At 69.9% G+C, this 13,710-nt stretch carries 10 protein-coding genes; 5 read left to right on the top strand and 5 right to left on the bottom strand.

Translation table 11 applies throughout. From position 1 onward, the window contains the following. Positions 1-568 precede the first annotated feature (568 nt). The 4 genes from WMF22_RS06905 (at position 569) to WMF22_RS06890 (ending at position 3,871) form a co-directional block, all read left to right on the top strand. Complete coding sequence (locus WMF22_RS06905) at positions 569-721, top strand: hypothetical protein (RefSeq protein WP_437298308.1); 153 nt, start codon at positions 569-571, stop codon at positions 719-721. Continuing rightward, positions 718-1,809: a PfkB family carbohydrate kinase gene (locus WMF22_RS06900; RefSeq protein WP_438035253.1), complete on the top strand. Its 1,092-nt coding sequence runs from the start codon at positions 718-720 to the stop codon at positions 1,807-1,809. Before WMF22_RS06905 ends, WMF22_RS06900 begins: the two co-directional genes overlap by 4 nt. Next, positions 1,806-2,477 carry a bifunctional 4-hydroxy-2-oxoglutarate aldolase/2-dehydro-3-deoxy-phosphogluconate aldolase gene (locus WMF22_RS06895; protein WP_438035252.1) on the top strand — a complete coding sequence of 224 codons (672 nt, stop codon included), beginning with the start codon at positions 1,806-1,808 and terminating at the stop codon, positions 2,475-2,477. The genes WMF22_RS06900 and WMF22_RS06895 overlap by 4 nt, the downstream gene beginning before the upstream one ends. A gap of 272 nt (positions 2,478-2,749) precedes the next feature. After that, positions 2,750-3,871, top strand: coding sequence for a YncE family protein (locus WMF22_RS06890; RefSeq protein WP_438035251.1), 1,122 nt, complete (start codon positions 2,750-2,752; stop codon positions 3,869-3,871). A 96-nt stretch (positions 3,872-3,967) separates the two neighbouring features. Here the strand turns inward: WMF22_RS06890 and WMF22_RS06885 are convergent, their stop codons facing one another. The 3 genes from WMF22_RS06885 to WMF22_RS06875 all read right to left on the bottom strand — a co-directional run bounded on the left by WMF22_RS06885 (position 3,968) and on the right by WMF22_RS06875 (position 9,819). Continuing rightward, positions 3,968-4,912: a lamin tail domain-containing protein gene (locus tag WMF22_RS06885; protein ID WP_438035250.1), complete on the bottom strand. Its 945-nt coding sequence runs from the start codon at positions 4,910-4,912 to the stop codon at positions 3,968-3,970. An 11-nt stretch (positions 4,913-4,923) separates the two neighbouring features. Continuing rightward, entirely contained in the window at positions 4,924-7,086 is a 2,163-nt protein-coding gene (locus WMF22_RS06880) for a PEP/pyruvate-binding domain-containing protein (protein WP_438035249.1), read from the bottom strand. A 303-nt stretch (positions 7,087-7,389) separates the two neighbouring features. Continuing rightward, positions 7,390-9,819 carry an FG-GAP repeat domain-containing protein gene (locus WMF22_RS06875; RefSeq protein WP_438035248.1) on the bottom strand — a complete coding sequence of 810 codons (2,430 nt, stop codon included), beginning with the start codon at positions 9,817-9,819 and terminating at the stop codon, positions 7,390-7,392. Positions 9,820-9,963: 144 nt separating this feature from the next. Between WMF22_RS06875 and WMF22_RS06870 the strand changes: the two genes are divergently transcribed. Then, on the top strand, positions 9,964-10,677 hold the full coding sequence (locus WMF22_RS06870; RefSeq protein WP_438035247.1) for a DUF3455 domain-containing protein: 714 nt from the start codon (positions 9,964-9,966) through the stop codon (positions 10,675-10,677). A 98-nt stretch (positions 10,678-10,775) separates the two neighbouring features. Here WMF22_RS06870 and WMF22_RS06865 read toward each other — a convergent pair whose 3' ends face one another. Together WMF22_RS06865 and WMF22_RS06860 are read right to left on the bottom strand one after the other, a co-directional pair. Next, the gene (locus WMF22_RS06865; RefSeq protein WP_438035246.1) at positions 10,776-11,960 is read right to left on the bottom strand and encodes a hypothetical protein; all 1,185 of its coding nucleotides are present in this window, start codon (positions 11,958-11,960) and stop codon (positions 10,776-10,778) included. A 124-nt stretch (positions 11,961-12,084) separates the two neighbouring features. Beyond that, entirely contained in the window at positions 12,085-13,569 is a 1,485-nt protein-coding gene (locus tag WMF22_RS06860; RefSeq protein WP_438035245.1) for a bifunctional metallophosphatase/5'-nucleotidase, read from the bottom strand. Positions 13,570-13,710: the final 141 nt, after the last annotated feature.

Here is a 13,710-nt window from a genome sequence, read left to right as displayed (position 1 = left end):
AGTCTCCTCCGGAGCGCCGCGGTGAGAGAGGCAGGCACCGGACCGCTTCCACGTTCGATATAGATTCCAATTTCCAATCCGCTTGCCTCCGGTCAAGGGCCTGTCCCAGCAGGGAGCATCTGGGATCACCGCTGCCGCGGGCGGGCTGGACGATTCGGTCCGGTGGTCGCCGTCGACCAACACGACGGCGTGGCGGCGGCGAGCCGCCATCTCCTCGACCTGGGTCATGGGCGCGGCGGCCGGCCGCCGCTGCGCGCCCATCGGGATCGAGGATGGCCTAGCGCCGATCCATTTTGGTTGACACCCGTTATGTGAACGTTCACAATTTGCCCTGGGGTTTCCTTTCGCTCTCCCCTGAGCAGGCCGTCATGCGCGGCCGTCTTTCGACCCTGGGATCGGGATCGATCACCAACCCTGGATAAGGCGACGCTGGAGAACTGTTCGATAAGTTTTCCAACATCGTCGCAGCGCCGCACGCCGCCGGCTCGCTTCCCACGCGCACGGCGTGGGGCATCGGAGGCTGTGTTGAAAGCCTTGCCGAACAGCCCGCTAGTTCAATAACTCATTCATGCGTCGAAGGGGCGGCGTTCACTCCACGGCCTGCGGGGCAGAGCTCGGTCGCCTCGACATCCTCGTGAACGACGCGGGGTGGATGCGCAGGTCGTCGGCCGCCCAGCGCTCGGACGAGGACGGCGGCTGGATGAGCCGTCGAGGAGAATGAAGATGCAGATTCGCAGTGCAAAGGGTTGCCATTGGGACCAGGTGAGCCTCGGCGAGGTGATGCTGCGCCTCGACCCGGGTGAGCGCCGCGTCCACACGGCGCGGACCTTCGACGTCTGGGAGGGCGGTGGAGAGTACAACGTGGCGCGGGGGCTCCGGCGCTGCTTCGGGCTCCGCACCGCCATCGTCACGGCGCTCGCGGACAACGCCGTGGGGCGGCTCATCGAGGACCTGATGCTCCAGGGCGGGGTCGACACGTCCTTCCTGCGCTGGGTCGACTACGACGGCGTGGGCCGGGACGTGCGCAACGGCCTCAACTTCACCGAGCGCGGCTTCGGGCCCCGCGCCGCCGCCGGCTGCTCGGACCGCGGCCACAGCGCGACGTCCAAGCTCAGGCCCGGCGACGTGCCGTGGAAGACCATCTTCGAGCGCGGCGCGCGCTGGTTCCACACGGGCGGCATCTTCTGCGCTCTGTCGGAGACCACGGCCGGCGTGGCGCACGAGGCCATGGAAATCGCGCGCGCGCACGACGTGCGGATCTCCTACGACCTCAACTACCGGCCCTCGCTGTGGAAGAACTTCGGCGGCCAGCAGCGGGCGCGCGAGGTCAATCGCGCCCTCATGCCGTACGTCGACTGCGTGTTCGGCAACGAGGAGGACTTCGTCGCGGGCCTCGGCTTCGAGGTGTCCGGCGTGGACAGCAGCTACAGCCAGCTCGACACGAGCGGCTTCCGCCGGATGATCTCCGAGGTCGTCGCGGCGTACCCCAACATCTCGGTCGTCGCCACGAGCCTCCGGACGGCCAGGACCGCCAGCGTGAACGGCTGGGGTGGCGTCCTGTACTGCGAGGGCGAGTTCCACGAGGTCCCGCAGCGAGACATCGAGATCCTGGACCGCGTGGGCGGCGGCGACTCGTTCGCTTCGGGGATCATCTATGGCCTCTTGACCGAGCAGCGCCCAGCGTGGGCGCTCGAGTGCGGCGTCGCGCACGGCGCGCTGGCGATGTCGACCCCGGGGGACACCTCGATGGCGTCGCTCGCCGAGGTGCGGAGGGCCATGAGCGGAGCCGGCGCGAGGATCGAGCGATGAGCAGGGAGCAAGTCGTCCGCCGCATCGAGGAGATCGGCGTCGTCCCCGTCGTGCGCGCGCCGAGCGGAGAGCTCGCCGCGCGGGCCGCTCGCGCGCTGTGCGCGGGCGGCATCGAGGTCGTCGAGATCACGATGACCGTCCCCGACGCGCTGTCCGTCATGCGCGAGATCGCCTCGCGGATGGGGGACCGCGTCCTCGTCGGCGCGGGCACCGTGCTCACCGCGGACGCGGCCCGCAGGTGCATCGAGGCCGGCGCCGAGTTCATCGTGAGCCCGGGGCTCGACCTGGAGGTCATCCGCGCGGCGCACGATCTCGGGAGGGCGGTCTTCCCAGGGGCGCTCACGCCGACCGAGGTGATCACCGCGTGGAACGCCGGCGCCGACACGGTGAAGCTGTTCCCGTGCTCGGCGATGGGGGGCGCGAAGTACCTGCGCGCCCTGCGCGCGCCGCTCCCGGAGGTGAAGATGATGCCGACCGGCGGGGTCAACCTGACGACAGCCAGGGATTTCATCGAGGCCGGCGCCGTGGCGCTCGGGGTCGGCGGCGAGCTCGTGGACGCCGCGGCGCTCGCGGCGGGCAAGGACGAGGTCCTCACGGAGCGCGCACGTGAGTTCATGTCCGTGGTCAGCGCCGCGCGTGCAGAGCTCAAGAACAGCGCGCGGGCATAGAGGACAGCTCCGGCGGGCAGCGCCCGGCGGGGCAAACGCAGCACCCGCCGGCGGTGGTGCGGCCCCTCCACGTGGCCGTGCAGCGCCTCCGTCGTGCTAGAGTGGGGCGCTCAGGTGCCCGAGAGCTCTCACGGCGTGGCCCTCGTCCTCGCGCTTGCGATGTTGCTGGTTGCGAACGCCGCAATCGCCACTGGAGAGCTGACAGGCCCAGTACAGAGCGTCGAGATCGCCGTACCGGATTTTCATCCAGGAGATAAGGAGAGCGCCAGTCAATGAAACGTACACGCGCGGCGCGCCGCTCATTCCACCGATGGCCGGGGGCCCTCGCGATCCTGGTCTTGACGCTGGCGGGCTGCTCGGGCGCGGCGCCCGTGGCCGCGCCGCCTCCGCCAGCCGCTGCATCCCGGGAAGCCCAGGCGCAGGCGCCGCCGGCGGCTCCTGCGGCGCCGGGCGCGCCCGCCGCCGCCCAGGAGGAGCCGCCGCGCGCGGCGGCGCACGTCGCCGCGCAGCTCACCGTCGACAAGGCGATCGTGCTCGGCAAGTGGCCTGAAGGTATCGCGGTGGTCGGCGACACGGCGTGGGTCGCGGAGAGCGGGAACCGGCGCGTCGCGCGCGTCGACCTGAAGCGAGGAGAGGTGACGGCGCACGTGGCGGTTGGCCGGCTGCCGGTGCAGGTGGTCGCGTCCCCCGCGGGGGTGGTCTACACGCTGAGCCACACCGATCAGACGATCTGGGCCATCGACGGGCAGACGGCGCGTGCCCGCGCGCTGGCGCGCTTGCCCGACTCGCCCGAGGACATGGTGTTTGCGGACGACGCGCTCTGGGTGCTGCTCTGGAGCAAGGGGAGCTCGACGGACTCCTCGGTCGTGCGGATCGATCCGGCCACGGGAGCTCAACGCCGCTCGCCCGCGCTCGGCCGGGACGCGTTCGCGCTCGCCGTCGGGCACGGCCGGATCTGGGTGGCGCACGGCAATGGAGACGTGAGCGTCGTCGACAAGACCTCGCTGGAGCCGCGCGACGATCTCCACATCGGCGACCTCCACCGGCGCATCGCCGCCGGCCCAGGCGCGGTGTTCACGGATGTGCGCTCCGGGGTCGTCCGTCTGGATCCGGTGAGCGGCAGAGCCACGCACGAGGTCGCGCTCGGCGAGCCCGTCGCCGTGCTCCAGCAGGCGGGGGACGAGCTCATCGCCGTGGGCCAATCGGGTCGCACGTGGCTGCTCGACCCGGACAACCTGGCCCTCCGCGCGATCCTCGCCGCCCCCGAGGGCGTGAGGTCGCCGCACGCTGCAATGCGATACGGAGAGGCGCTGCTCCTCACCGAGTTCGATGACGCCGGCGGAGCTGGGAAGGCGGACGGCCGCCTGCTCATCCTGCGATCTTCGCCTCGCTGACGCCGAACCATGCCCCAGCTCGGCCTGCGGGCAGGGTCCCGGGAGCGAGCGCGGGCGGCGCGCGCAGGGCCAGCACGGTCCAGCGCGAAGGCGCGATCATTCTTCTGGCGGCTTCACGCCGGGGGTCGGCTGCCCGGCGACGTAGCCGTCCGCGGCCCATTGATAGGCCAGGCTCACGCCGGGCGCCTGAGCTTCGAGCACGAGGCCGCCATCACTCACGCCGCCGGGCGCCGTCAGCACGAGCTCGCCGCCGCTCGGATCGAGCGCAAAGCTCGTGTGGAGCTCGCCCTGGTCCGTGTCGCCGTCGGCAAACAGGACGAGCACCTCGTGACGCGGAAGGGTGACGGCGGGCAGCGGCCACTTGCCGCGCTCGGCGAAGTCGTCGGACAGCGTCCAGCCGGTCAGATCGACGTCCTCCGCCGACGGATTGAACAGCTCGATCCACGGCTCGTACTCGCCGGATTCATCCGCCAGCGTGGTCGTGTTGTTGAGCATGACCTCCGAGATCGACACGGCCAGCGGCGCAGGACACCCCCAACAGAACGCCGGGCTGCCGGTCGAGATCATCGGGACGGCGTCGACGAGCGCGGAGCCGTCGGCGGCGAAGGCGCTGAACGTGAACGGAGCAGCGAAATCGAACTTGAGCTCGTAGCGAGCCGTGCCCGCATCGGCCCGCGCGACGTCCGTCCAGTTATGATGGCTGTTCACGTACTCGAGGCGGCTCGACTCGGTGACGCACGCCGTCGTTCCGTCGAGCGATACGCTGAAACCGTCCAATCGATACAAGGAGGATTCGCCGACACCGAAGTCTTCCCAGGTCCGCCTGAGCTGGACGACCGCGCGCCCGTCGGAGGCCTCGAAGCGCAGCACGTGGGTCGCTCCGAGACGGCCTCCGGGGCGTTCGCCGCACAGCGCGTCGCTCGAGTCCGGCGGTGCTCCGCCGGCTCCGCCCGCGCCCGCTCCGTTCCCCGGCTCGGAGCTGGAACAGGCGGCGCACGCCAGCGAGAACCCGAGGCCGTACAGGATCGTTTTCAAGGTCATGTCTGGCTCCATCATGGCGTGTAGGGTCTGGCTTGCTTGATCACGGTGCGCCCGTCGATCGTGACGTCCACTTCCACGTCGAGCGACAGCGGGGCGAGGCTCGTGTACACGCTGGCCGCGAAGTGGTCCTGCACCACGAAGAGCAGCCCCGCGAGCTCGTTCAACGCGGTATCGGACCAGAGCCGAGCGCCGCCCGCCGCCAGCGAGGACGGTGACACCAGCGTGATCTCGCTCGGCGATCCGCCGGCAGAGCGCCGGAACGTCAGGATCTCGGGGCTGGCGGTGGGATCCAGCGGCTCCGCGACGCCGACCTCTCCCACCTGGCTGACCACACGAACCAAAGGCTCCGCCGCGCCGGGTTCGAGCCCCGTGAGCGCGACGGCTTCCAGGCGTTCACCGACGAACGTGGGGTGGACCGCGACGCCCATGAACACCTTGGTGTGATCGATGCCATAGTACGCGCGATCGTCGAACGCGCGTTCGTTCCACAAGCTGGCCCAGACCCGGCGCACCGCGAGCAGGGCGCTCTTTTCTTCGGTCAAGTCCTGCTCCAGATCCTCGATGATCGGCAGCAGATGGCTCCGGTCGGGGTGCTCGGCGAGCTCGCGCTCCCGCCGCTCGAGCTCGGCGCGCAGGTAGGCCTCGTGCTCCGGGCTCAAGCAGGCCGACGGCCCGAGCGTGTCCGGGTCGAGGTCGTCGGCCAGGCAGCCGCTCCTGGAGTCGTACAGACCTGCTCCCGACAGACCCGGCAGGTCCTCGGCGTTGGTGCTGCTGCGAAAACGCAGCCGGGTGACCAGCCCCGCGGCGCCATAGGCCTGGCGAACGGCCGCTTCCAGCGCCTCGCCGAACTCGGGCAAGTGCTCGGCGGCGCGCATGCGGCCCCGGAGCTCCGACAGGCGGCGCTGCTTGTGATCGGCGTCGGTGAACACCCGGGGATCGGCCAGCAGCGCCGCGACGTCGGCGTTGAACCCGCGCCGCTCCATGAAGTCTGCATAGGCGCGGAACGGAATCGCAAAGCCGTCCACGCGGTTCTGCTCGGGCAGGATCCGGGACAGCTCTCCGAGGTTCGCGGCCTTGGTGCCGAACGCCGCGACATCCGCCGCGCCGAGCGAGGCCAGGGCCGCCGGCGTGGCGACCTCCAGGTCCGCGGCGGGATCCCCGAGCGGCGGCCGGCGGGTGCTCCAGAACGCCTCGGCGTCTTCCAGGCGCGCGGGCTCGATCTCCACGTGGGCGCCCCGGGCCGTGAGGTGGACCAGGCCATTGGCGAGCGCGCGGAGCACGCTGTTGTCGAACACGCCCGGCACCGCGGCGCTCGGGATCCCCTTCTCGCGCAAGCGCAGGTTCAGGTGGCTGGCCAGGCTCTGCGGCCGCCGCGTCACGAGGCCGGCGACCAGCCCCAGATCGCTGGGCGCCGCGTCGATCACCAGCACGTCGCGCGGTCCGGCGCTGCCTGCGGCGGCGCCATCCACGATCTTCAGGTAACCGTACGCCTCGCCCTCGCTGTACGTCTCGGCGGACAGCCCGCTCAACAGCGCATCCGGGTCGACCAGCGCGACGCCTGCTGCCACGAGCTCGTCGGCGATGGCTTGCACCGCCGCGGTCTGGGCAGATCCATCCGGTGAGAACACCAGGAAGCGCTCGGCGAACGGGCTGCACCCCTTGAGCCGCCGGTCGGCCTGCACGATGTCGTCGACGGTCAGGAGCTCATCGGGCGCGGCTTCGCTGTAGACCGTGTACGCCAGCACGCCCGCCGCTCCGGTCAGCGGATGAGGCGTGGCCGGGTAGAGCTTCAGACCGCCGCCCCACATCACCCGGCTGGCGCGGCGCAGCACCATGTCCGCATAACGCTCCGGCGCGAGCGCCGCGTACTCCGGGAAGGTACGAAGGAACTGCAAATGGTACGGGTGGTCGTCGGTATTCTGAAACAGGCACGCTGCGCCGGCGAACACCGCCGGAGGCTCGCGACCGTCGACGATCGTCAGGTACTTCACCTCCGCGCCCTCGCCTGCCAGGGAGGTGTAGTCATCGCGCGTGACGAGCTCCGTGAGATACTCCGTGTCGGCCCCTGGCGCTCCCCCCGCGCCGGCGGCGTTCACGGCCGAGGAATCGCCACATGCGGTCAACGCGACCGCCGAAAGCAAGGCTGTTACTCGCGCCGAGGTCCAAGGCTGCATCGACTGGGTTTCCCTCCCCGACGTGGCCGGAGTCGAGCAAGCGTGATGCCAGGCAGGCGGCAGCGCTGGTCGCCGCCGGAAGCGGCGCTCGAAGGGCCGCAGCCGTGACATCCGCGTCGCGGAGTGTGCCGCGGCCGTCATGGCACAGAGCCCCTTGGCGCCCCCAGCGAGAACCGGCCGTCCTCCTCGGGATCCCTGCGCTTCGCCACGAACACGCCGGACTCGGCCGGCTGGCCGCGTGCCAGGTGGAAGAGCGCATGCGCCCTCCCCGCGCTACGAGGACCTCGAGGCTCGGAGATGGCCCTAATGAGAGATGTTGACGAAGACGTTCACGCTCCCGTCCTGCTGGACCGGGGTGGAGACGACGAGCACGTCCGGCCTCTGGTCGGCGTTCACGTCTCCGATCGCGAGCGCCCTGGTGAAGACGCTCTGGTACAGAAGCGCCGCGTCGAACGTGCCGTCGCCCTTGCCGCGAAACACCCCCACCGTCCCACCGCCGCCGAGCGCAAGGAAGATATCGGGCCGCGCATCGGAGTCGAAATCCGCCGTGCTGAGCGCTGTCTCGATGGGGAGGTAGACCGGCATGGTGATGGGCGCGCCGAACATCCCCCGTGGCTGGCCGGGTAGGACGCCGACGACGCTCGCGCTACCCACCGTCGCGAAAGCCATATCAAGCACGCCGTCGCCCGTGAAATCGGCGGGCGCGACGGTCCACGCGGAGCTGCCCACCGGGAGGCTCGTGGCCGCCTCGAACGTGCCGTCTCCGCCGCCGATGAGGAGCCGAAGATCATCGCTGTCGTAGTTCGCCGTCGCCAGATCCGCCTTCCCATCGCCATTGAAATCGCGCGCCGTTACATCCAGGATGTTCATCCCCGCGGGATACGCGATCGGCGGCAGGAACCCGCCAGCCTTGTCGTTGAGGAGCACGCGCACGTTGTCGAAGGTGGTCGCCGCGACATCGGCGGCGCCGTCTCCATTCATGTCGGTGAGCGCGATCTTCCTCCCGCCCTCGTGGAGCGTCACGGGGCCGAACGAGCCTGCGCCGTCACCGAGGAGCACACCGACCTTTCCCGCCGCGTCGGTGCCGAACACGACATCGAGGTGCCCGTCGCCGTTCACGTCCCATGCGACGACCTGCTCCGGATCCACGCCACCGGCGGGCATGGTCACGGGCATATCGAATGCGCCGCTCCCTTTCCCGAGAAATAACGAGAGCGACTGGCCACCGGCATACGCGACGACCACGTCGGCCTTGCCGTCTTCATTCCAATCGCCGAGCGCCGCGCCGCTCGCGCCCTTGCCCCCGAGCAGCGCCGGAGCTGCGTGGAACGTCCCGTCTCCGCGACCTCGCGCGACCATGAGGCCGCCCATCGACATGACGAGATCCGCGTTGCCGTCCCCGTCGAGATCTCCCGACCGGACGCGCGCGCCACGGTGTCCAGTGAAATAGGTCACCCGCGGCTCGAGCCCCCCGAGCCCGTCACCTCGAAAAACGCTGAGGATCGAGTCGTCCATGCTCTCCACCGCGATGTCTTGTTTACCGTCGCCATCCCAGTCGCCGATGACGACGCCGCTCGGCGCGAGGCCGGCCGGGACGCGCCTGGTCGCCGAGAGCGCGCCCGACGGGCTACCCATCAAGAGGGTCATTCCCTTCGTATCCACGGCAGCGATATCGGGGTTGCCGTCGGCGTCGAGGTCGCCGACCGCCAGATCAGCCGCGCTGCCGACCGGCACGCCGTCTTGCGCGGAGATCGTGGTCTTCGTCACGGGGCCGAACGCGCCGCCGGCCTGACCGAAGCGCACGCTGACGACCGGCGAGGAGATCTCCGTGTCGTAACCGACGATGTCGCGCACGCCGTCGCTGTCGAGGTCGGCCAGCGTGATGAAGCGACAGTTCGTGGTCCCGGTGAGCGTGCTCGACGTCGTGAACGCGCCCGCGCCGTCCCCCGCCAGGATCGTGATGCTATTGCCATTGCGGCTCGCCACGATGTCGAGCTTCCCATCACCGTTCACGTCGGCGAGGACGGGCGAGACGTAGTCCGCTCCCGGGCTCGAGATCGGGGCCTGGAACGTGCCGTCGCCGTTGCCGAGCAGGACGCGGACGCCAGCGTCGGCGCTCAGGAGCGTGACGACGAGATCCTGGTTCATGTCGCCGTTCACGTCGCCCACGGCGACGTCATGCGCACCGTTCACGACGTGCTCTGTCCGAGGAAGAAACCCACCCTTGCCATCGGCGAGGAGCACCGCGACTCTGTTCGCGCTGCGCAGCGCCAGCGCGCCGTCGACGAGTCCATCACCATTGAGGTCCGCGAGCGCGAATGGGACGCCGCCATAGCTCGAGCCGGTCGCATAGAACCTGACGACATCAAAATCGATCGTCTCCGCAGCCTGAGGCTCGCCCCCACCGGCTCCGCCTGCGCCATCTTGGCCGCCGCTCCCGCCCGTGCCGCCGCTCCCGCCCGTGCCACCGGCGCCGCCGCTCCCGCCCGTGCCGCCCGTGCCACCTGCGCCGCCTGAGTCGCCGCTCCCGCCCGCGCCACCGACGCCGCCTGCGCCGCCGCTCCCGCCCGCGCCACCGACGCCGCCTGTACCGCCTACGCCGCCCGCGCCACCTTGGCCGCCGATCCCCCCGGCGCCGCCCTGACCAACGGGCGGATCGGATGGAACGTCCCCGCACGCATAGCTGCAGAAGATGACGAACGCCGATGCCAGAACTCCGCGATGTGTGCGCATCTGGATATCACCCTGAAATGAGCCGCGACCGGGAAGATAATCCGCGCAAATCCGCTTCAATTTGTCAAGAAACTTGTGCCAATGCATGCAGCGTGGCCGTACGGTCGGACGGCCACCACGAGGAGATTGACTTCCGGATCGCGCTTGGATTTCCTGGCCCCCTGTGCCGCCGCGATCAGAGAGGAATTCATCATGAATGCGCGTTATGCGATTGGACTCATCGCCGTAGGTTGTGGTTGCGCGGGATCGACGCCGAGCGCCTCGAGCCCGCCGCCGAGCGAACCGCTCGCGAGCGCCGAAGCTCCCGCGCCCGTTGCGCCCGCGCCGCCGGCGCCGGCACCTTCGCAAACGACGCCTGAGGCCGAGCCCGCGGCGACTGCGAGCGTCCCCAAGCTGGCGCCCCCCGAAGCCCCCGATGCCATCAAGGCGCCGAGCACGGCCAATCTCGTATTGAAGGCGAACGCCAAGGGCGCGCAGATCTACGTGTGCGGCAAGAAGAAGGAGCCCAAGGCGAAATTCGAATGGACGCTCAAAGCCCCGGACGCGACGCTCTCGGACGAGGCAGGAAAGACGCTGGGCAAGCATTACGGCGGCCCGACGTGGGAAGCGGCGGACGGCAGCAAGATCGTTGGTGCCATGAAGGCCAAGGTCGATGCTCCCGACACCACCGCGATCCCCTGGCTGCTCCTGGAGATCAAGTCGACGGAGGGGCAAGGCGTGCTCAGCCACGTCGCGTGGATTCAGCGCGTTCAGACCGTGGGCGGCGAAGCTCCGGCGGACGGCTGCGACAAGGCGCACGATGGCGCCGAGGCGCGCATCGACTACAGCGCGACCTACTACTTCTACGCGAACCCGTGAGCTCGCTCGCGCTCTGAGCCCGCGCCGACCGCCGCGTTGGCGCTGGCCGCGGCCGCCCCGCGCGCCGAGCAGGGCGCTCTTACCAAGGATCCGCCGACTCAGCGCGCAGCGGTCAGCTGCCTGGCAGACGGGGTTGTCGCCCTCGCATAGAGGCTATCGAGGAACAGGGTCATCGAGAGGTACAGCTGCGCATCAGGGCTGTAGAACGGGGAACGGTGCTGTCCGTCCGCCCCCAGGCTGGGCGCGGTGTTGTCGTAGCCGAGCTCGAACCACGCGATGTCCTCTGCCGGGTAGCTCAGCGACACCTCGAACGTGGTGCTTGTCGTCGTCGCCGACGAGCCGCGCGACGCCACGGGCACGCACGTCAGCACGGTCTGCACACAGCCCTCATCGAGCGGCGCATCACGGAATCGAGCCACGAGCCCCCACGTGTTGCCGAGCGATAGATCGCCCCAGAGGTTGACCCAGAAGCTCATCCGCATGGACAGCTGATCGCGCAGCAGGAACTCCCCCGAGAGCCGATCGTCGAGCAGCACCTCGCCCGACGGGGACGTACGAGGTCTGACGGGGTCGCCGTTCACGGGCGTGGTGGCCTGCGAGAACAGGTGCTCCCATACGCCGCCGGCCGAGAAGAAGACGCCGTTCAACCACGCTTCATCGAGCAGGGGGACGTTCGCGAGCACACCGAGCCCGAGCCGCGTGCGCGCGTAGACTCCGGCGTACCGGCTCGCCGGCGACGTCGGGAGCGCGACGCCGAGCCGAGGCCCGGCGAGCAGGGCGAGGCCCTTGTCGTCCTGGAAGATCGTATAGGTGTACGCGGCCTGGAGGGGAAGGTCCGCCAGGGTGACGGGGGCCTCTCCGGGGACATCGCCGACTGAAAGGGGCACGCTCAGGGCGATGTCGGTGCCCGCCCAGGCCCAGTGTTCCTTCGTGCTCACGAACGAGTAGCGGGGGACGAGCGAGAACGTCATGCCGGCGTACTCGCCGTCCTCGCTGTAAGACCCGCCGTCGAGGCCGAAGACGCTGGTGGTGGCGCTGGTGGTCCAGCCGAACCGGCTCGTGCGAAGCGCGTTGTCGCGCGCGCCGAGGTGGAACAGCGGCGCCCCGCCCCGGAGCCCCGGCGCCCGGCCCGGCCCCTGCGCCACAGGCGCCGGCTCTTCCGGGAGAGGATCGGCCGCCGGTTGCGCGAGCGCCTCGCCCCGGCAACAGACGAGCGCAGCGGCGAGCGAGCCCGCGCTGAGCGCTGCCCTTGCGGCGCGACTGGACGGATCCCCCGGCATCACGGCAAAAGCATACCCCGACGTCCGCGAGATTTGAACGGCTCGTTCGGCGCTCCGCCCGCGGTCGCGAGAGGGAGCACCAGCACCCGCTCCGCGCCTCCAGCGTGCCCCCGATAGGCCCGATCGACTATCTCTGCTTGCCCGCCGGCCTCTCGTCGATCTTCTTCTCGAGCGGCGCCCCTTCCGCGCTCTTCTTCTTTTCGATCCACGCGATCACCGGATCTCGCCACGAGAGCCCCGTCCCCACGGCCTTCGGATCTTGCGCCGCGAAGACGGCGCCGTCACCGCCCCCGTACATGAAATCGCTGATGATGACCGTGTAACGCTTCCTCGGATCCATCGGCTTGCCGCCCACCGACCAGTTTCCGTCTGGCGCTCTCTTCGCGCCGGAGATGATGAACGACGTCGCCTCGAGGTCCTTCGCGAGCGTCGCGCCGTCGATGGATACCTTCACCAGGCGGTTGTCGAACGGGAGCACGCTCCAGATGGTCGCGTGGGTGATCGGCCCCCGGGGGATGGTCTGTCGCACGCCGCCTCGGTTCATGATCGCCACGTCCCCGCCCACCTCGTGGAGCCAGGCGTCGCTCACGATCTTGCCGACAGCCTCCTCCGGGCCGATGCCGTCCTCCGAATGGCCGATGACCTTCCCGAGCGCGCCGTCGACCTTCGTCCTCGACGCCTTCACGAGCCGCGCGAGCGGAGGATCCGCCGGGACTTGCGGATCGGTCGCCACGTCGACGATGGAATGGCTGACGGTGACGACGCGGGCCCCCGGGGGATTGCCGGGGTTGGCGGTGATGGCGACGCGGGCGTACTGGTGCATGCGCCAGCCGGGGGTGATGACGGGCGTGTCGCCCGCGCGCGCGTCGATCTTCCTGTGGCAATGGCCCCCTCCGACGAACGCGAGCCGCCACTCCGGGTGTCTCTTCACGATGGGCACGAGATCGTCGGGGCATTCGTGCGCGGTCACGACGACGACGTCGGCTGCTCCCGTCTCCCGCGCTTCATGGATCGCTTTGTCGAGCGAGGCCTCGGTGGGCTCGAACGTGATCCCTCGAAAGCGCTCGGCCATCGCGGCCTTCAGCGTATCCGCTGCGGCGAGCCCCACGACGCCGATCTTCACGCCCTTGCGCTCGAAGACCTCGTAAGGCCGGATGGCGAGCTCGCCCGCGAGCTTCGCGTCGTCGATCTTCACGTTCGCCGCGAGGTAATGCAATCGCGCGAGGTCACGGAGCTTCGAGAACTGAGTCACGCCGAAATCGAACTCGTGATTGCCGAACGCCGAGGCGGCATAACCCATGCGCCCCATCGCGCTCGCCATGGACACGCCGTTGGAATACGTCGAGATGGCGGGGCCGGTGAAGTTGTCGCCGCCCGAGAGGAGGAGCGTGCGCGGCGAGGTGCAGTCCTCGGGCGCGGCGGGCGTGAGCGCCCCTGCCGCCTCGATTCCCGCGGGAACAGGCCCTGGGCAGTGCCCTTCGTGCTTCACGAGCCTCCCGAGCAGCTCGGCCGCGCCGCCGCGGCTCACGCCGTCCGCGGACAAACTCTCGAGCCAGCCATGTTCGTCCGTCGTGTAGAGCACCGTGACGGTGACGTCGCCTCGCGGCCTCACGGCGCGCGGAGGCGTCTGGCTCGCGGGGCTCGCTGTGCCCGCCTCCGCCGAGGAGCCCAGGGGTTTCAGCGGGGCTCCGGGGCCCCCCTGAGGCTGGACAGGGCCGCAAGCAAGAGGAAGCAGGACGGTGCACGAGCCGAA

It is taken from the genome of Sorangium sp. So ce204 (assembly GCF_051526795.1).
In the GTDB taxonomy this organism is placed as follows: Bacteria; Myxococcota_A; Polyangia; order Polyangiales; family Polyangiaceae; genus Sorangium; species Sorangium cellulosum_B.
This window is presented reverse-complemented; position numbering and strand designations above follow the sequence as displayed.

Bases quoted from the DNA above. Each gene is read 5' to 3' on its own strand.
- WMF22_RS06905 (WP_437298308.1), top strand. From the start codon at position 569: ATGCGTCGAAGGGGCGGCGTTCACTCCACGGCCTGCGGGGCAGAGCTC.
- WMF22_RS06900 (WP_438035253.1), top strand. From the start codon at position 718: ATGAAGATGCAGATTCGCAGTGCAAAGGGTTGCCATTGGGACCAGGTG.
- WMF22_RS06895 (WP_438035252.1), top strand. From the start codon at position 1,806: ATGAGCAGGGAGCAAGTCGTCCGCCGCATCGAGGAGATCGGCGTCGTC.
- WMF22_RS06890 (WP_438035251.1), top strand. From the start codon at position 2,750: ATGAAACGTACACGCGCGGCGCGCCGCTCATTCCACCGATGGCCGGGG.
- WMF22_RS06885 (WP_438035250.1), bottom strand. From the start codon at position 4,912: ATGACCTTGAAAACGATCCTGTACGGCCTCGGGTTCTCGCTGGCGTGC.
- WMF22_RS06880 (WP_438035249.1), bottom strand. From the start codon at position 7,086: ATGCAGCCTTGGACCTCGGCGCGAGTAACAGCCTTGCTTTCGGCGGTC.
- WMF22_RS06875 (WP_438035248.1), bottom strand. From the start codon at position 9,819: ATGCGCACACATCGCGGAGTTCTGGCATCGGCGTTCGTCATCTTCTGC.